A 19,588-nucleotide genomic window follows, 5' to 3' on the forward strand; every position below is an offset into this window, starting at 1 on the left:
TCTACTCCTTTACATATAATCCCTTATAGTGAATAATGCAATCTAGCAAAATCTTAGCAACTTCTAAAGGTATAAAGTTTGCTAATGTTTCTAGCAGTTCCTTGTAAGATACCTCCTGAACGGCGTTAAGGACATCCATCGCTTCTACTATACCTTGTATATTTTTAAGCTCTAGTAACCTTCCTCTAACAAATATTGTTATTTTCCCATTGTAGGTTTCATGTAAAATCGGAAAACAAGAAGGCTTCTGTAATGTTTTATTATCATAATTTACCTGTTGAACCTTATCTATGTAAGGCTTATGGATGGCATATCCATTACTTTTTAGTAACAAATGATAAAAGTATGCACCTTTTTTTAGACCCTCTTCAACAGAGTTATCTGCTGGTAAAGTAATTCTGTTGATTTGTTCATATATACTGTTTTTTAATTCATCCTCTTTAACAAAATATAAAGAATTATTCCCGTTCCGTTCTGCCAGCATATTTATCCCCTCATGACCTATAGTAATAGAATTGGAAGGATATAATATGAATCCTAAAAACGAGGAGTATCCAACATTTTCAAAAACATGGAAGTCTCCTTTTGGGATAAATAAACAGTCACCTGGTTTCATCACAAAGTGATCAGCATACGGAACAAGGTTTTCTAAATCGAATCGGCGATCATTTTTTCCTCCAGTTAATTTAAGATAATCTGTTCGTTTCCATATCCATACATGTTTTTCATCAGGACCTAGATGAAAAATTAACGAGTGGTCCGGATCTTCATGTATTCCAAAAGGTGTATAACCTCCATTAGCAATAAAAGCATAGGTATCGACACCAGCTAACGGAACTCCAACGGAATCTACAACTTTTCTAACAACGTCTTTAGTTAACTGTGTATGTAATTGATTGTTCCATTTGGTTATACCGTTAAAAGTAAGACAATATTCTTTATGACCAATCGTTTCTTTTATCCATGAGTCTAGGTTATTTTCTGGAGCAAATGTTGCATTTTTTATCTCCTCTAATAAATCATAACGTTGGCCATTATCTGTAAAAATCCTTAAAATTGGTTTTTCATCCTTATCTTTAATCTGACTAAATGCATATTTTAATTCATTGTTAATATAATCAGGTTGTATTAACAAGTTGGGTATTAGAGCATAATCCTCTAAGTTATTGGTATGGTGAAGAAGTTGTTCCATCCAATCTTTAGAAAATATTTCTTTCTTATATACTTCATTCGCTATTAACATGAACTAGTCACCTCAACTATTTTTTTATTTTGATTAAGTGTTATTAAAGTTGCCAGGTTTGCGGCTGATAAAGCAGCTAAGTTTGGTTTTCTATTACCAGCACAGACTTCAACAAAATCAGCTCCGACAATATTAAAATTGCTACATAAGTGACTTATTAATGACGAAACTTGGTGATAGTGAAGACCCCCAATTACTGGCCATGCTACTTCAGGAGCATAAGCTGGATCTAAGACATCTACATCAAATGAAATATAAACTGGATTATTCTTATCTAATGAAGAAAAAATAGATGTTACGTCTTTTAACATGTGAATTTTATTAGCAGAATGAATTGTTACTCTATCTTCTAGGTCAATAGAATTATGATCTTTTTTATCAAATTCTCTTATTCCAACTTGCACTAGCTGATGGAAATTTTTCTCCTTCATTAATTCACTAAATACATTTCCTATAGTAAGACCTTGTATGTTTCTTAACCGGCTTTCGTATCGATCTGTATGGGCATCAAAATGTATAATGGTTAAATTTTTATATCTTTCCATAAGGGTAGAAACCACTGGATAAGTAATTGTATGGTCTCCACCAAGAACTAGAGGTTTAAGTTTATGATCAGACACCTTTTTTACAATAAACTTCACTTTATTATTGACATCATTTATTGACTCCGAACGGGAATCATATATAATATCTCCTATATCGTAGGGCACAACATCACTACCAACATAAGATTTAGAATGGTTTAAATCGAATATAAACTCCTCTTCTTTTTGGAAATCCAATGAACTTAGAGTATCAAAAAGTTTAATATTTGCCCGAATTTGTGAAGTCCCATGTACAGGACTATTTAACCCCTTATTTTCGTAAGAAACGGGAACACCAATAAAGCAAAACTGTCCTTGGAATTCTGTATTAGAATTAATCTTCATAATATCTATTTTTTTACCGATTGTATCTTTAGGATGATTTATAAGACCATTTTGGTAGTACTGAACATCCCTTTCAGGAACTAAAATTTTTTCTCCTAACAGAAATTGCAAAACCTTATTATTAATTCCAAGCTCTTCAACAGACGCTAACTCTATTGGTTTTTCTATAATCTTTAATACTTTAATAAATTGTTTACTGGCCTGAAGTTTCTTTCTTTCGTGAGGTAGAACAATTAATACATCATCATCTCTTTCTTTAACCGATAAGCTAGGGTTAATAACATAACTCTGATTGTTAATGGACAAGGCTTTTCACCTCTAAAATTCCACACTTATAAAATGTTTGAATAAGAGTATTTAAGGAATCCTCACTTAAGTGCTGACTATATTTCATTTTTAATTCTTGGAATTCAATACTACTTTCTGAATTTAAATATTTTATAAGTTCAGAAAGTATGGAATGGTTGGTTAGACTAACTATATTCCCTCTGGCGAAGATATGCATCACATCATCTTTCACCAAAGTCAGTATTTTAAAAGGTTTTACTATAGATATCGTACTTTCATTCCATCTTGATTGATCCATCTTTAATAACGTCATTTTTGTAGGTACTCGAAATCCTAAGTTACTCTGTATTCGTAATATATACTTTATAACTTCCTCTTCTAACTTGTTGTCCTTACAAGTACTTACTTTTTCATAAGATATTAATCCATCTTCTCTCTGAACTACTTCTTCCAATACATTATTTATGAGTTCATTAATATCTTGGTCATTAATTGATTGAATTTTGACGATATCTTCTTGTAAAGATCTCTTTATAATGGTTTCTGAATCAAATCTAATTAGGGCAATAGCTAGAGAGACACTAAAGTCTGTATTTTCCCCAATATGGAAGTATCTACTAGCAGGAAGATAGAACCAATTGTTTGGATTTATCTGAAATCGCTGAGATTTTGCTAAAAATTGATTATTAGGATTTATTAATGGTTTTAAAGATCCCCTCATTTTTTTGTAAAGCTCTGGAGACCATAAATGCATATACCGTTTATTAGGACCTAGATTTAAATGAAGTGCATCAGATATATCATCAATATGAACTCCAAATGGGGTATAAGTAGTGTTACCAATAAAATAGGTCACTTCTAGGTGTAATAGATCTTCATGTATCTTCCCTTCTGCAGAAAGGAATAATTCTCCACACCACTTAACTATAGGATCATGCCACTTTTCTACTCGATTCAATATGATTAAATAATCCGCATCACCAAAAGTATCTTTCCCCCATTCTTCCAAAACAGAGAAACTTTGGGGTGGATTTTGAAGTATATACTCTTCCATATCTTCCCGTGCCTCTCCATTAACATAGATACGTAAGCTATTCTTATACGTTGGATCTTGTACTTGCACAGATTTTGACATTTCTTTAAGTGCTTTGACGGGTGCATCATAAACTGCAGTTAAATCCAGTTCAGCTAAATTATCATTAAGAGATGGACTTATAAAATTATTAGTTTTTTTAATTAAATCCTTATAAAAGTTCAATGTATTTTCCTCCTTGCAATTAAACTCAAGATCGAAGGCCACAGAGTTTAATAGAGTGTAATATTTACGTAGAAATTAGTGACCTACATGTGTTACTGGACGTGCTGCCAGTTCTTCATCACGTAGTTCTGAAAATCGAATCTCTAAATCTTCTAATGATACTTTTTCTTTTTTCTCAACCATTTTTTATTCCTCCTTTTTTTATATTATTAGTGACCTACATGTGTTACTGGGCGTGCTGCCAGTTCTTCATCACGTAGTTCTGAAAATCGAATCTCTAAATCTTCTAATGATACTTTTTCTTTTTTCTCAACCATTTTTCATTCCTCCTTTTTTATATTATTAGTGACCTACATGTGTTACTGGGCGTGCTGCCAGTTCTTCATCACGTAGTTCTGAAAATCGAATCTCTAAATCTTCTAATGATACTTTTTCTTTTTTCTCAACCATTTTTCATTCCTCCTTTTTTATATTATTAGTGACCTACATGTGTTACTGGGCGTGCTGCCAGTTCTTCATCACGTAGTTCTGAAAATCGAATTTCTAAGTCTTCTAATGACACCTTTTCTTTTTTCTCAACCATTTTCTTTTCCTCCTTTCATTTGATTCTGTGGCCCTCGATCTTAGGTTTAATCATCCTAATATATTTTTTGGAGTAAATTGGATACCTATACTTAACTCAAAAAACTATTTTCTATTAAATTTTCTTATTGCTAATCCATTGAAAAAAAGATATAGGTAACTTATAATCACCCAACTGTTTCTCAATCACAATATCTTTAAGTTCACCATGTAAATCTATGAATTTACTCATTTTTAATATCATCTCCTGAGCGTTATCTTTTATCTTATTCATTTTAAATTGTTTATTATCTTCTTCTCTTATCAAATATCCAATTGCTAATGAGGATAATGATTCTTTTTTAAGAGCATTCCAATCGTCCTCTACAATATTATTTAAAGGAATTAAAATTTCTTTAATGAAATCTATTAAATATATACCTTTGTTATTTATCCCCGATACAGTATTTTCCCTTATAACAATAATGGTAGGAATGATCGGTATGTCCTCTGAATCATATTCTTTTAGAGCTTCATAGATAATTTGTGCTAATGTATTTAGATGAATTATTGGTAAATTCTCCTTATTAGCTGTTTCCTTCTTTTTAGATAGTTGATTCTTTTTAAAAAGTTGAAAGTTTATATAAGCACCGTCATTTAACGATTTATTTGTAACTTTTCCTACTTCTAATTCCTGATTAATATTTACTTTCATTCCCTGCCCCCCTTTCAAATTGTTTTTTGTTTGTTTCTAGTAACAATATAACTCGTTTATTTTGTTTACTGTAATGAGTAAAATATTGTTGAAAACTTTGATGTTAACTCTTTAATTTATCTAAATAATTTTACTAAGGTAAAATAGTACCGACTCTTGGCGTGCCTTTAAAAAACATTTGCGGCTAAAAAGGATTGGATATATATCCATCATTTAAGTCCGACGTAAAAGTTTGCACAAAAAAGGCCTTTTCACATCAAGAACATCAGAAGATACCACCGACGACTTAAAGGTTGGTTACAACGATATAACGGTGAGCAACTAAAAACCTTAACAATTACCTTGAGTGGTTTCAGGTGTTGGAGAGCACAATACCAACGATGAAGTAACTTTGAATGACTCGAAAAGGAAAAATAATATAAAAATAGGGAAACATTTTCCATGTATGGATGTAGACTAATGTGGGGAGAAGAAAAAAATGCCATAATAATTATGATTTCTGGAATAACTCTAAACTTTTATGAATTCTTAAGTGGTAGTCCAGCACTTTCAAGAACTTTAATGTTACTTTTGTATAATTGGCTATTTGATGTGTCTTGTGATCGCCTTTAAAATTAACAGAGCCAAAAAACAAAAAAACTGATACCTAGAATTAGATATCAGTCTCTTTTTATATTTACGAGTTTTCATCACTTCCAAATGGCCCAGGTTGATATTCATCACCTGCATATTCGAATTGTTTTTGGTTATCATTCTCTAGACTTATTATATTGATACCCCAAGTGAATAATGTGCCAACTAAAAGAAGAGTCATTAATAATAGTTTTAATCTAAACATAGTATCTACCCCTTAATACTTTTGATATTACTATCATATATTTAAGGTGTAGTTAATAATAACTAGTAAAATTCGAATAATTATTTTACAAGTTAAACCATAAAATAGTTCTATATCTTTACTTAAACTGAGACATATTGATCCTGATTTTCACTAATTTTCGTTTCAATCCTTAGTGCTTTTTGATAATATTTTGCAGCCATTTTATAAGCATTAACATTAAAGTAATGATTAGCAAGGTTAATAGAGTGCTTTTTCACCAATAATAACTGATTATTTTCTTGAGCGAATAAAATTATTTGCTGCATCTCCTTTTCATAATTATAATCATCTCCGCGTATCTTAAATAACTCTGCAACTAATCCATGAATTTCAACATAAAGATAACTAAGATTTAGATTATCTACTATTTGAATAGCCTCACTTAAGAGTTTGTTTACTTGATTCCAATCCTTTAATTCAGAATATATTTCTATTAGTCCCCTTAAAGAATATACCTTTTCTTTTCCGTTGTTATTATTAAACTTTAAACTTTCTTCAAAATAAGTTATAGCTTTATCAAATTCTTTCATTCCCTGATAGATTCGCCCATAGTTGTACTTAATCATTCCTAATAATGATTTACTATCAGCTAAATCAATTAGTCCCTCTGCTTTTTCAAGACATTTTTTTGCTTCTTCAAACATATTGTCTAAATGATATTGAACTCCAAGAGTAATTAAAACAGAAATGATATTAGAGGAATAATTTAGCTTATTATATAATTCATATGCCTTTAATGAGTATTGTCTACTAACTTGCTGATTTTTAGAAAGGCGCTGTTTAACCAAGGATAGATTATAATACAAATTTGCCCTCTGGATCCCTTCCTCCTCATCTAGTAGCTTATCTGCATTTGTGTAATATTCATCTGCCTTATTAAAATTTTGTTTATTATAATAATAGTTACCACAAGCCATAAAATAGAATATTGAATCTTCGGGGTAGTATTCCAACCCCCTATCAGGTAATAGTTTTAGTGATTTTTCAAAGTGCCGCTCTGCATTTTTTAAATCTTGATTTCGTATATAAAAGTGAATTAATACCCCATATATTTGTAAAAGTGTTGGGACTGAGTGCATTTCTACGGAATGAATTTCAAGAAGAGATACCTCTTTATCGGTAATTGAATTATTTAGCCTATATCTATTTGATATATCTTGAATAGTAGACTCAAAACTTAATGTATCTGTCTCTATAAGATAACGTAAATCAATATCGAGTTTTACTGATATCTTTTCCAAAAACTGCCTTGATGGCTTTATTTTCCCATTTTCAATACGACTCAAATAAGTTATTGAACAAATCCCCTCGACTAGTTCAGATTGATTCATACCTTTATGTATTCTTAATTGTCTTATTCTTTCAGCTAAAAACAAAATTATCTCCTCCTTATATTTCCATCTACTTAGGTACTATTTTCAGGTTATAGGCAGTCAAATTAATATTAATAATTCGGAACATTCCAACTATAAATTTGCTCATTTTCTCTTTTAAAATGTTTGTAAGACAAATTTAGAATATATTATATTTCATCTTTTAAAAATAATTATACTATTAAGAGATAATATTTTGGTTAATTTTAGATAAAAAGTATTATATTGCATTCAGGCTTTATGTACTAAAAACCCCACTATCATTTTAGAAGATAATGGGGTTTACTTTTACCGTCTTTTACTTTTAATACCTTTAGAAACTCTCTTCCATTTTTCTTTTTCATCAAGTTGGGCACGTACATCAGATTTTCGATCAAAATAAGCTAACTCTTTCTGGAGCTTTAAATAACTCTGGAAGCGTTTTATATCAAGTGCTCCTTCATTAATTGCTGCTTTAATAGCACAGCCTGGTTCAGATTCGTGTTGACAATCATTGAAACTGCAACGATTAGAGATTTCTTCTATATCTGAAAAACTTTTGCTAAGAGAATTTTCCGTCTCCCAAAATTGAAGTTCTCTCAACCCAGGGGTATCAATAATAATCCCACCACCTGGAAGTAAAAAAAGCTCACGATGGGTTGTTGTATGCCTTCCTTTGTCATCCACTTTACGAGTTTCCTGAACTAACTGCTTTTCTACACCTAGTAATCGGTTCGTTAAAGTTGATTTTCCAGCACCAGATGAACCAAGTAATGCAACAGTCTGGCCTGATATAAAATAATCTTGTAGTTCTTCTATCCCTGTACCATCTAGTGCACTACATACATGAATAGGTACACCAAATGCGACTTCCTCTACCTGAATTACTTTTTCACTAATATCTTGTCTGCATAAGTCTGCCTTTGTTAGCACTATGACTGGATTGGCACCACTTTCCCATGTCATTAACAAATATCGCTCAATTCTACGAATATTAAAATCATTATTTAGAGCATTTACGAGGAACACCGTATTAATATTCGACGCGATTATCTGTTCTTCAGTAGCCCTTCCAGCGACCTTTCGAGAAAATTTGCTGAACCTTGTAAAAAGTTTATGGATTATTGCTCTTCTTTCTTCCGCCATTACGGAAATTAATACCCAATCACCTACTGCCGGGTAATCTCCAGTATCTAAAGCTTCAAACCGAAACTTGCCTGAAACTTCAGCTAACAGTTCACCTTGATCTGTTAGAACTCTATACATATTTTTATGCTCTAATGAAACTCTTCCGACTGAAAAATTACTAAACTCATAACACAATAATTCCTTTTGTAATGTTTCATTCCAACCTAGTTGACATAAATTCATTTTTTTACCCCCATAGTAGATTTATAACAATTTAATCAGACCCTCCAAAGTTCTTTCTCCTTCCCTATTTAACAGTTAAGCAAAATGATAAATTTCTTATTATAAAATGGGAGATACTCTATCTCCTTTCAAATACACTTTAACCACTAAAATGATACTATTATGTAATAAATTAGTAATCATGTATAGACTTTGACTAGCCCAGTAAAAACTTTACGGTTAGGTAGTAAAATGATTCTATTAGGATTACTACTCAAATTAAAAATTATACTTATATTACCATAAGAAAAATACTTCTTCAATTAAATGAGTGACATTTCAGAACATTCATATATATTATAATATATACACACTATATTACTTAACAATTCTCAATATCTATTTAGGCTTCAAACCAGCACACTATCTACGAAAAATATAAAAAACAGCAAAATATACCCAAGGTCCACGTAGCTAACTATAACTGAAGGAACGAGGGGCCATCTCATTTCCCGTTTCCTTATCCTACCAACAACTGAGTGTTTATTTTGACCTACCTGGTACATATATTCTAATATTACGTCCAATAATTCAGGGGGTGATTAATTGAACAAAGTATCTCTTTTTCTCATATCAATCGTTTTCTTCTTAACATCTTGCCAATCAGCAAATCCTCATATTATAACACTGGATGAAGTAGTATCTTCTTTGGAAAAACAGCAGTTGGCCATTAAAGAAAATAGTAATTTTCACAACGATAGCATTTTTAGAATGAAACTTAATGGAGTCAAACCTACTACTTATGAATTAGATGGAAAGTTGTTAACCGTTTATATTTATAAGTCAGCGGAAGAACGCGAAAAGGGTTTAGAGGACTTTGAGGAGAAAACTGCGACAATGGATACTGTTTCATATAATGTTTATGAAGTGGAAAATGTCTTAATCTTTTATGTGTATGAACACGACATGAGTTTGGAAGTGAAATTTGATGATGAAATTAAAGAAGCTTTAAGTGAGTTAAATAGAAAATAACGCTTTTATTTTCCACACAGGAATTATTTTACAAATTCTATGTTATAATTTACATAATATTCTGTATTATTATGCGACTTGTAAATGGGAAATCAGATGAGTAAGAATACTAATGTTATTAACTGGAGGTGCTTGTTCTGAAAACATTTATAATGGGGATACTATTAATTTTATTTTTAGCAGGATGTACCGTTGCTGAAACTACAAATACAAATGAAAACGGAGAAGATGTCACAACGTCCCTAAAAGAACAAATTAAAGATTTGGAAAAAGAACTTGATACACAATCTAGAACTTTGGCAGAAACGGAAAAAGAGTTAGAAGAGTTAAAGATTAACGATAGCGAGGATCATGTTTATAACGAGGAAGAATTCATTATAATTCCGAGAGAAACTGCTCCTAATATACGCAATAATCCTGACGTGCAATTATGGGAAATTGTATCTGATTTTTCACTAGGTTATGAACTTATGGGCTATGTAAGGGGCGAAACGAATTGGCGTGAGTGGGATGGTGAAATTGGTGAGCCGTTTATGTCGATAAACGAAGAGTGGGAAACGCCAGGTCACCTTTTATCCAATTGGGTCAATTACCATGGTTTTTCCTACGAGAACGGCACGGGAGTTTTGGAAGTAACAATGCGAGTTGATTATGATGATGAAAAGAAGAGAGCTACAGGTTATGTATTGATTTATGGAATTGGAGATGACTCTGTTGCTGGATCTGTTAAAAAAGTGATAATGAATCAAGAAAATGACCGCTGGTACATTGAGGAAGTATTTATACGTAATCAATGTTATAGAAGTGTAGGGGAAGATGGGGAATTGTGTGTGTAAGATACCTAAAAACAACTACTAGGAATAAATATAAGACAACATAAAGGCTAGGGAAAATCTAAAATTCTTTTTTCTTCGGTAATTATGCTACATATCCTACTCGTTGCAAAAGTATAGATAGTTTAGTTTACAAAGCAACACAGTGGATAAAGGAAGTACGAAGGTCGGAGCATTTACAAGATAAACTTTATGATTGTATAAAAGACTCCAATATAAGAATTGCTAGTTTCTATTGGAGCCTTTTGATTTCGGATGGTTTTCTTTGAGAGAAATTATGAGTAAAAGTCTATATGGTATTTATTACTTTCAATTTCTTTGTCCATGCATGACTTTCCCTACGTTCACTGCATCTTCACCTTTATTACCTTTCGTATGCAACACCTCTACGAAATTCGTACTTGTCATTACATTCTTTACATGTACACCAAATATCCGAATCCCTAAAGCCAGGGATGGCATCCTTTTCGTAAATCACCTTAGCATGACCACAAGGACATTGATATTCTTCCTTAATTACCTCTCCACTACCTGCACCATATCCAGCATGTGGAGTGGTATTACTATCTATTAGTTTTAGTTCCACAATAGCACCTCCTTTTAATCTCAACAAATAATTCGACAGTATATAGATAATTCCTCCATTTTACTTAATGAAATTGTGCATATGAGATTAAAATTAAACTATTATTTACTTGCTTATAATATCTTGTTTATGACTGTCACTGCATTTACTCATGCAAAAAAAAAGGAATATAGAGGTTTTTGTATAATTTTTATTAAGGGGGGTGATATTATGGTTAGCAAAGGTAGATGTTCATCTTGTTATGACGGGAGAATATTGGACACTGAGGCTAGTAATTACAAAGAGGTAGACAAAGAAATTGACAAACTTTATGATGGCGGCCAGTTTAGCTATTACGAGGCATTTGTTCGAATCACTGGCAAATTAGGTGGTACGAAAAAATGTGAAGTTTGCAAAGGTACTGGTAAAGCAAGTTAATTACGCACAAACTGAATTTCTATCTATAAATATTACAATAAATGTGATTGCTATAATAAAATGTACAGCTTTTACCCGATAAAATGAAACATATATATTCTCCTATATATACCAGCAAATAACCATCTCAGTAAAATGATTAGAAAGATAATAGTTATGGTGGAGGTTAAAAAAGATGGAAAAGTGGGAGATGTATATGAAATACAACAGTTATTGAAACAGGGATTGAGTAAAACAAAAATATTAAGGACAACTATATAACTGCTTCGGCGGTATGACAAATGAGATTGTATACGATTAAAACGGTTTGATGCGGCCACGTTTCTTGAATTTCTTTGATCAATTTCCAATATTTACTCACGAGACCATCCTGTCCCAGCGTTCACTACAATAAGCCTTGCTTGAGCGTTTAAGCTACAGCAAGGCTTTCAATTAATCTAACATTTACTAATTTCCAATATCTATATGCACTACTTTCCCGCGTTTATCCCTAAAAAATTAAAAGTTCTGTTTTAATAATTCTTTTAATTCACTTTTTATTCTTCTAAAATTATTTCTACTATCTTCATCATTTCTCACTTTAATATATATTCGTCCTACTAAATAATTTTGAGACAAAGCTTTAAATATAATTGAGTCTTGTATCCAATCATCACGCTTAGCTATTATATGGTTTTCATCGTTATCTTTTTTTAACAAAACTGCTTTTTCTCCATTTAGATCCTTTAAAGGGTCATTTGAAATAAAATTAGGTTTCACCCAAGGCATTAAGTCTGGATATTTATTATCTAAATACCCAGTTATCCCTTTCAGTCTATTTTCTATATCACTTTTTCGCATTTTCTCCTCTTCTGGGAAAATCTCAACTAATCTCTTCCATAATCTACGATTTCTCAAATCCGTTAGAATAGATTTTTCAATTTCATTAGTAATAGCATTTTCTAAATCATCTAGAAATTTTTCATCCGAAAGCTTTAAGTATGCCTCTATAAATTCTTTTACACTATTACAATTAACAAATTTATGTTGATTATTGATAAGAGTAGCTGTGGAAGCTAGAAGCATAGTATTACATGACTGATTTGTCTTATGGAAATATACTTGTATATAAAGTTCATATCTAGCTTGTAAAAAGTTCTCGATTGCTGGTAAGCCACTATTTTTAATTCCTAATCGAATTTTATTTGTTTCATTATCAATATACCCTAATAGGGATTTTAGAAGCCTATTTAAATCGTATTTTCCATATCTTACACCTGTAAAATAACTATCCCTTAACAAGTAATCCATCCTGTCACAATCTAGTGGTGCACCAGCAACAATTTGATTTAGAAACGGAGTTAATGAGTGGCCATTAATATTTATTTGTTTTAAATTTAAGTTTTCGTTCATAATTGTTAATATTGTTTTAATTCTTTCTTCACTAAATCCTAAGTCCAATAAAATTTTAACAGTAAAGTAATATGAGACATACTCATGTTCAACTTGATCATTATTACTATTCTTAATTATTTTATCTAGAGCAGCGGCAAATTCATTGCAAAATTTAATTGACTGATCATTTTTAACCATCTCTAGAAAATCGTTACTTTTAGGAGCAAATTTATCAAATAAATGTGACATTGGCCCATGTCCAATATCATGCAGTAATGCTGCTATTCTTAAATTTAAGTATGCATTAACAAATTCACTCTCTTGTAAATATTTGCTATCTACTATATTACTATCTTCTTTAATATTATATTTTCTCTGTTTGTTTTTAACAATATCTCCATTTCTAATTGCACTTAAGAACATTTCACTCGCTAAATGCATTACTCCAATTGAATGTTCAAATCTAGTATGATTAGCTGACGGAAAGACATAGTATAAAAAAGTATTTTGCTTTATTCTTCTCAACCTGTTGAATAAAGGATGAGATATAATCTCCATTTCTTCCTCTGTCATTTTAATTAAACCATGAATAGGATCTAAAACGCTTTTAATAAATATATTTTCTGCAGTGTATAACAATATTAGTCTCCTCCTTATTCCTTTATAGGGAATAAGTTCTACAATTTGACAATAATTCCTTTTTATTTATGTACTTTTTTACAAATCCATACAGTTAAAAATTTATAATATTTTGCTTATATTTGTTGAACGATATTAGACCTATTAGATAAAAAAGAAAAACTCCAATAAATCTATAAATTTTAACTTTTTATAGTATAATAGTACTGCAAAATAGTAATATAAGATTTTAGCGGAAGAAGGATGTAACAATATTCCAGATGATGATATTATTTTTCTAATTTACAATAAAAACATCATAGTAGTACTATGAAGTAACTTTTATTTTGTAAATTGAATTCTACTTAAAAATAAGTTAAGGTATGGTACTAAAAGACCTTGCAGCAAGGCTTCTCTATACCTTTCAACCCCCTAATATAAATCTTCTTTTCTCACTTCAGGCATATTATCAGAATAACGATTTGCTAAAATTACTTCACTAATCAGTTTAAACTAATCAATAGTCGCTTACTACTTTAGAGCGTTGAGCGTTTCTTCAACTTACGCAGAGTATAAATAACAGTCTCAACACTATCTTGGATAGGCTTCATAGAACCTGGATAGCCACTGAATATTCATCAGTCATATCTAAATATAGGTACTACCTCGTCTACACTTATACTCCATCTCACTAATCAAAATAACAACAATTTTTTCAAAGGTTTCCAATATATATTCATGGACAACTTCCTCCCTCCTCGTCCCCAAGCAATTTGCGAAAGAATACAACCAAAACACGAACAATCTTATATTGACAACATATTAATATAAGGATATTATACTCGTTGGGCAAAAAATAATAAGATAAAATTTGAGCGTTAATTATAATTAGCAACTAGATGGAGGAAGTCAGAATGGATAAATTCTTTCGATTGAAAGAGAATGGAACGAACGTCAAAACAGAAGTTTTAGCTGGTATCACTACGTTTTTAACAATGGTATACATCGTATTTGTAAACCCTGCAATATTAAGTTCTGCCGGTGTACCATTTGAACAAGTTTTCACAGCAACTATTATTGCTGCAGTAGTTGGGACATTGATTATGGCGATTTTTGCAAAATACCCAATTGCAATTGCACCGGGAATGGGATTAAATGCTTACTTCGCTAGTGTTGTAGGTGCTCATGGGATATCTTATCAGATTGTGTTTGGAGCAGTGTTTTTAGCAGGTTTATTGTTCTTGTTATTAACTTTTACTTCTTTAAGGGAAGTTTTAATTAAAGCTATACCAAATTCGTTGAAGTATGGTATTACTTCAGGTATTGGATTATTTATTGCATTTATCGGTTTAAAAATGGCTGGGATTATTGTCCCAGATGAAGTGAATATGGTTACATTTGGGGACTTAACGAACCCAGTTACTGTATTATCCATATTTGGTCTTTTTGTAACGTTAATATTGTTAGCACGTAAAGTAAGGGGTGCTCTATTTTACGGAATGCTAGTTACAGCATTAATCGGTTATTTTTTCGATCTATTAAACTTTAATGGAATATGGTCGTTACCACCTGTACCAGTATTTTTTGATTTAGATTTAAGTGGTGTTTTTACACACGGTTTATATACGGTAGTATTTGCCTTTTTATTAGTAACTGTTTTTGATACAACTGGAACGATGATCGGTGTGTCTGAACAAGCAGGTTTAATGAAAGATGGAAAACTTCCGCGTGCTAAACAAGCATTAATGGCGGATGCAATAGCGACAACAGTAGGTTCTACTTTTGGGACGAGCCCATCCACTGCTTATATTGAATCTTCATCTGGTGTAGCAGCTGGAGGAAGAACTGGATTAACATCCATTGTTGTTGCGGGGTTATTTATGCTTGCATTATTTTTCTCACCGTTAATTAGTGCGATTTCCGATTTACCGGCGATTACGGCACCAGTACTAATAATTGTCGGCTGCTTCATGATGGAAGGCCTTGCAAGAATTGATTGGAAAACATTCGACCAAGCGTTTCCTGCGTTTGCAATCCTAATTACAATGCCATTAACCTCTAGTATTGCAACTGGAATTGCTGTCGGTTTTATTACGTATCCAATGCTTCAATTAGTTAGTGGAAAAGGGAAATCAGTTCATCCAATTCTTTACGTATTTGCAGTGATTTTTATCATTCAAATGATCTTCTTCCCCGCACATTAAATAAATGTAATACATCGAAAAGACTAGGAGGTATTTAAACTCCTAGTCTTTCTTTTGCAGTTAACAATGTCATTAAATCAATTATTGATAGTTTCCAATATTTATGCGGATAGTTTCCTGTCCCTTGTCTCACGACTTTTGAGCTAATCTACCGTCCCTATGCATACTCTCTTTATAATAGGAATATCTATTAATTAAGGAGGGGATACGAATGATTATTATTAAAATGGCTGGTGGAGAAACACACGAACTAAGTATGTCAACAAAGGATTTCTTTTACTATATAGGCAAAAAAGCTGACAACTTTGGTTTCTATCAACTACATAGAGATGTGTATATAAATGTAAATAATATTTCAAGTATATTTGAGATTGACGTCTAGGCATTCCATTTATGGTTGCTTTCTATTTAAGAATGATAGTCAAGTCCATAGAAACATTGCTTTTTCTGCCTTATGATTCTTGAGGTGAATCTTGAGTAAGCACCCTTTAGGCTATTATTAATGCCCAATACCTGTGTAGATCATTCTCAGCGGCTTACCACCCGATGTATTAAGCTTTTGGATATACCTGTTACTCTTGACAGTTGCCCAAGTGATACTCCTTCCACTTTTTTGAGTTGGCGGAGTATTTCATTTCTCCTTGTTCTTTGCATTCTTTGTAAACTAGAGCTGTTGACAATGCCTAACTCTCTCAAGTATTCCCTAACTTCCTCATCAGTAGGTTTATTATAATAATCTAAACATTCATCTTGGTTGTCTTGGCTCATAAATATTAAAAATAGATTCCGCGCCACTTTTGGATCATGAGAAAATCTCGATAGGGCTAACTCAATTTCAACTAATTTTGGCTTATATAGATATTCTTTGAGACTTGTCCATTTACAATCTAGTATAGTTTTAGCTAGACCAGCTTTTAGTGGATTTTGGTGAATATATCGAAGAACGACGAGAAAATATTTTGTATCTTCTACTACTTCACTTTTATAACGTTCCTGGAATAGATGACCACACCTACTATATTTACTATTGTACCAATGTACATAACTAGAAATAACCCTTTGAATAGATAGAGACAAAGGTTCTTCTGTCTCTTTTATTAATAAGTGTATATGGTTGTCCATGAGACAATATCCATATATAACATATTGACCTACCTCTTTAAACTTCGCTAATGTTTCTAGAAATCTCCTCTTATCATCCTTGTCTTCAAATATTGTTTGTTGATTGATTCCTCTTAACATTACATGGTAAATTCCTGTTTTACTTTTCTTCCTTTTTTCTCTCGGCATATTCTATCACCTAGCAGTTCCTATTCTTCCGATTACAGAACTAGAAGATTGGCGGCTATTTAATTTTACAGCCTCCCATAGACTTTGGTCTGTGATAGTGTCGGATTGTGCTAAGTCTGAAATGGTTCTCGCTAACCGAATAATTTTAATTTGTGTCCGATTACTAAGTTGCTGTTTTGTAGCTATATGCCGCAGCATTTGTTGTTGGGAAGGTTGAAGTGGACTTGTTTGAAGGAGTGTATCATAGGAGACTCGACTATTTGTTATATTGTTACCATACCTTTCCCTTTGCATTTTTCTTGCATACTTCACCCTTTGTTGAACGTCTTTGGATGTCTCACTCGGCTTGTGATAGTTGTTAAAATTAACTCCGTGAAGAGAAAGAAAAATATCAAACCGGTCCCGAATTGGTCCTGACAGCCTGTTTTGATACGCGATAACTTGCCTTTTTGTACAAGTACAATAATAGTTAGTAGCTCCTAAGTAACCACAAGGACAAGGGTTCATCGCGCCAATCATCGTAAACTGGGCTGGATAATTTACAGTAGCATTCGCTCGACTAATTGTTACATAACCGGTTTCAATTGGTTGTCGAAGCATATCTAATGTTTTCTTGCTGAATTCCGCTATCTCATCTAAAAAGAGGACCCCATGGTGAGCAAGGGATATTTCGCCTGGTTTTGGATATTGTCCACCACCGATGATCGAAACACTTGATGCAGAATGATGCGGAGTACGAAACGGCCTGTTGTTAGCGTCTTCTAACGCGACATCACTTAAATGGTATAAACTCATCACCTCTAACTGCTCTTCGCTCGTTAAATTAGGCATGATCGACGCAAAACTTTCTGCTAACATACTTTTACCACATCCTGGGGGACCTGACATAAAGAAATGATGACCTCCAGCAGCTGCTACTTCTAACGCTCTTTTTGCGTACTCATGGCCAATGATTTGTTCGAATGTAACTGCATGTACTTTTTGCTCGATTTTCATCTCTTTTTTTCTATGAAAAGAGAATATAGATTGACCAGATAAATGATCCATTACATCTTGTAAACTCGTTACATATATTAGCTCTAAGTCCGAAAACTCTATTGAGGGTAAATGTTCGTCAAATGGTAAATATAGCTGTTTTAGTCCGATTTTTTTGGCTGCAATTATGGCAGGTAACATTCCTTCGACAGGCTGAATCGTCCCATCTAACGAAAGCGAACCGATAAAACCAGTGTGTTCATTTATAGGATCATGAATGATGTTCATGGCACAAAGTAAGCCGATAGCCATTGGCAAATCAAACATTGGACCATTCTTTTTTTGCTCGGCTGGTGATAAATTGATTACCACCTTCTCTTCTAATCCTTGCTTAAAAGTATGAAGTGCAGCTGTAATTCTTTCCTTTGCTTCTTTCACAGATGCATCTGGTAAGCCTACAATTACAACACATTCCGGACCTTCTATTAATTGAATTTCGACCGTCACACGATAGCCTTCCATTCCTTTTAATCCTATTGTAGTGATTTTTTCTGTCATAGATTTTCCTCCTTATAGCAAATAAAGAAAAACTGACTGATGTAGTGGGAGAGTTTGAAGAGAGAATAAGGATAGTTTTAGAACGTTTGTTCTATATTTATTTTAATAAATGATGGACTAAAGGTCAACTATTTCATTAAAAATTTTGACAATAATATTAATTTACGTGTGTAGGCTAGTTTTTTCTCTTAGAGGGTGGCCATTGCTTTTAGGATATAAGGCTATGGAGCAATTGAAGAAAGGTTATACTAGATTCCAGTTTTTATTTCGCTTTTCTAGGATGATATGTGTGATTAATTTAAAGCTATGCTTGATATTTAGAAACTAAGATACCACCTGCTAATTTCCATTATTCTGTGTGAACGACTTTTTAACCTATCCCCTCGTCCCTTTCCACACAAAACTAGTTGCATTAATCTATTTGAAAATTATATAATTTATTCATAAAGACAATACTTAAAAAGAACGTGTGCTGAGAACACACGTTCAACACAACTACATGCCGCTTGAAGAGCGGCTGACCAAGTTTTAATTAGACGAGAAATAAACCGCCTACTCATTGGTCTTGGGGGCGGTTATTTCTCTTTTCTATGGATGACAAGTGTGATTACTGTTACAGTCGCTGTTATTAACGCTATAATCAACATACCAAAATGAAATAGCATGTTCATTGCTTCATATGTCACCATTTTTACCCCACCTCCTTACCGTAAGGAGATGGTCAACCGCCCATCCGCTTTATGTAGTTGCTAAAAATATTATATGGAACACTTGTTCCTTTTGTCTAGTTATAATTACTTAATATTAAATATTTCAGTAACTAAGATAATACCATCTAAGAGTTTCATTTTCTTAGTGAACGACTTTATAATCCCTTCGTTCATCGCTTCATTAAACCAATTGACGGTTACAATTGGCATCGTAAACCTCATTATTATGTAGAAAAGACACCAATAGATTTAGTGCTTGTTCTATTGGTGTCTTTTGCTTTTGATTGAGTTTTCTATGAGGGAAATATCTTGGGTAAACGCTCTTTCGGGCTATTATTAATTTCCAATTTTTGTGTAGACGATTTTCCTGTCCCCCCGTCCCTTTTAAGGTACAACTCTTTTTGCCTTCAAAATA

At 32.5% G+C, this 19,588-nt stretch carries 18 protein-coding genes and 1 pseudogene; 6 read left to right on the top strand and 13 right to left on the bottom strand.

Features of this window, described 5'->3' with window-relative positions; all coding sequences use genetic code 11:
• Position 1: 1 nt before the first annotated feature.
• From BC6307_RS21055 to BC6307_RS21070, 4 genes are all read right to left on the bottom strand, one after another.
• Positions 2–1,243: a hypothetical protein gene (locus BC6307_RS21055; RefSeq protein WP_066415135.1), complete on the bottom strand. Its 1,242-nt coding sequence runs from the start codon at positions 1,241–1,243 to the stop codon at positions 2–4.
• Positions 1,237–2,478, bottom strand: a complete 1,242-nt coding sequence (locus BC6307_RS21060) for an arginase family protein (protein ID WP_066415137.1) — start codon at positions 2,476–2,478, stop codon at positions 1,237–1,239. The genes BC6307_RS21055 and BC6307_RS21060 overlap by 7 nt, the downstream gene beginning before the upstream one ends.
• Positions 2,468–3,718 (bottom strand): hypothetical protein, encoded by a 1,251-nt coding sequence (locus tag BC6307_RS21065; protein ID WP_066415140.1) that lies wholly within the window; start codon positions 3,716–3,718, stop codon positions 2,468–2,470. The genes BC6307_RS21060 and BC6307_RS21065 overlap by 11 nt, the downstream gene beginning before the upstream one ends.
• A gap of 697 nt (positions 3,719–4,415) precedes the next feature.
• On the bottom strand, positions 4,416–4,994 hold the full coding sequence (locus BC6307_RS21070; protein ID WP_066415143.1) for a hypothetical protein: 579 nt from the start codon (positions 4,992–4,994) through the stop codon (positions 4,416–4,418).
• A gap of 148 nt (positions 4,995–5,142) precedes the next feature.
• Here BC6307_RS21070 and BC6307_RS25390 point away from each other — a divergent pair.
• Positions 5,143–5,454, top strand: a pseudogene (locus tag BC6307_RS25390) (hypothetical protein); the annotation flags it as partial.
• Between the two features lie 216 nt (positions 5,455–5,670).
• Here the strand turns inward: BC6307_RS25390 and BC6307_RS24925 are convergent.
• The 3 genes from BC6307_RS24925 to rsgA all read right to left on the bottom strand — a co-directional run bounded on the left by BC6307_RS24925 (position 5,671) and on the right by rsgA (position 8,597).
• Positions 5,671–5,832 carry a hypothetical protein gene (locus BC6307_RS24925; RefSeq protein WP_157076630.1) on the bottom strand — a complete coding sequence of 54 codons (162 nt, stop codon included), beginning with the start codon at positions 5,830–5,832 and terminating at the stop codon, positions 5,671–5,673.
• Between the two features lie 122 nt (positions 5,833–5,954).
• On the bottom strand, positions 5,955–7,250 hold the full coding sequence (locus BC6307_RS21075; protein WP_066415146.1) for a helix-turn-helix domain-containing protein: 1,296 nt from the start codon (positions 7,248–7,250) through the stop codon (positions 5,955–5,957).
• Between the two features lie 285 nt (positions 7,251–7,535).
• Positions 7,536–8,597 carry a ribosome small subunit-dependent GTPase A gene (gene rsgA, locus BC6307_RS21080; RefSeq protein ID WP_066415148.1) on the bottom strand — a complete coding sequence of 354 codons (1,062 nt, stop codon included), beginning with the start codon at positions 8,595–8,597 and terminating at the stop codon, positions 7,536–7,538.
• A 585-nt stretch (positions 8,598–9,182) separates the two neighbouring features.
• Here rsgA and BC6307_RS21085 point away from each other — a divergent pair.
• Positions 9,183–9,608 (top strand): hypothetical protein, encoded by a 426-nt coding sequence (locus BC6307_RS21085; protein ID WP_066415151.1) that lies wholly within the window; start codon positions 9,183–9,185, stop codon positions 9,606–9,608.
• Positions 9,609–9,760: 152 nt separating this feature from the next.
• Positions 9,761–10,444: a hypothetical protein gene (locus tag BC6307_RS21090; protein ID WP_066415152.1), complete on the top strand. Its 684-nt coding sequence runs from the start codon at positions 9,761–9,763 to the stop codon at positions 10,442–10,444.
• Positions 10,445–10,805: 361 nt separating this feature from the next.
• Here BC6307_RS21090 and BC6307_RS21095 read toward each other — a convergent pair whose 3' ends face one another.
• A complete protein-coding gene (locus tag BC6307_RS21095; RefSeq protein ID WP_066415154.1) occupies positions 10,806–11,027 on the bottom strand; it encodes a hypothetical protein in 222 nt (73 codons plus the stop codon).
• A 210-nt stretch (positions 11,028–11,237) separates the two neighbouring features.
• Between BC6307_RS21095 and BC6307_RS21100 the strand changes: the two genes are divergently transcribed.
• A complete protein-coding gene (locus BC6307_RS21100) occupies positions 11,238–11,444 on the top strand; it encodes a hypothetical protein (RefSeq protein WP_066415156.1) in 207 nt (68 codons plus the stop codon).
• A 498-nt stretch (positions 11,445–11,942) separates the two neighbouring features.
• On the opposite strand, the gene BC6307_RS21105 is transcribed toward BC6307_RS21100, so the two are convergent.
• On the bottom strand, positions 11,943–13,457 hold the full coding sequence (locus BC6307_RS21105) for an HD domain-containing protein (RefSeq protein ID WP_066415159.1): 1,515 nt from the start codon (positions 13,455–13,457) through the stop codon (positions 11,943–11,945).
• Between the two features lie 893 nt (positions 13,458–14,350).
• On the opposite strand from BC6307_RS21105, the gene BC6307_RS21110 reads away from it, so the two are divergent.
• Complete coding sequence (locus tag BC6307_RS21110; protein WP_066415160.1) at positions 14,351–15,640, top strand: NCS2 family permease; 1,290 nt, start codon at positions 14,351–14,353, stop codon at positions 15,638–15,640.
• Positions 15,641–15,851: 211 nt separating this feature from the next.
• Positions 15,852–16,022 (top strand): hypothetical protein, encoded by a 171-nt coding sequence (locus tag BC6307_RS24930; RefSeq protein WP_157076631.1) that lies wholly within the window; start codon positions 15,852–15,854, stop codon positions 16,020–16,022.
• A gap of 146 nt (positions 16,023–16,168) precedes the next feature.
• Here the strand turns inward: BC6307_RS24930 and BC6307_RS21115 are convergent, their stop codons facing one another.
• From BC6307_RS21115 to BC6307_RS25605, 4 genes are all read right to left on the bottom strand, one after another.
• A complete protein-coding gene (locus tag BC6307_RS21115; RefSeq protein ID WP_066415162.1) occupies positions 16,169–16,930 on the bottom strand; it encodes a transposase in 762 nt (253 codons plus the stop codon).
• A gap of 6 nt (positions 16,931–16,936) precedes the next feature.
• Positions 16,937–18,463, bottom strand: a complete 1,527-nt coding sequence (locus BC6307_RS21120) for a YifB family Mg chelatase-like AAA ATPase (RefSeq protein ID WP_066415165.1) — start codon at positions 18,461–18,463, stop codon at positions 16,937–16,939.
• A 575-nt stretch (positions 18,464–19,038) separates the two neighbouring features.
• The gene (locus BC6307_RS25255; protein WP_220096662.1) at positions 19,039–19,152 is read right to left on the bottom strand and encodes a putative holin-like toxin; all 114 of its coding nucleotides are present in this window, start codon (positions 19,150–19,152) and stop codon (positions 19,039–19,041) included.
• 105 nt (positions 19,153–19,257) lie between these two features.
• Positions 19,258–19,383, bottom strand: a complete 126-nt coding sequence (locus BC6307_RS25605; RefSeq protein ID WP_268874269.1) for a hypothetical protein — start codon at positions 19,381–19,383, stop codon at positions 19,258–19,260.
• Positions 19,384–19,588: the final 205 nt, after the last annotated feature.

It is taken from the genome of Sutcliffiella cohnii, assembly GCF_002250055.1.
Taxonomy (GTDB): Bacteria; Bacillota; Bacilli; order Bacillales; family Bacillaceae_I; genus Sutcliffiella; species Sutcliffiella cohnii.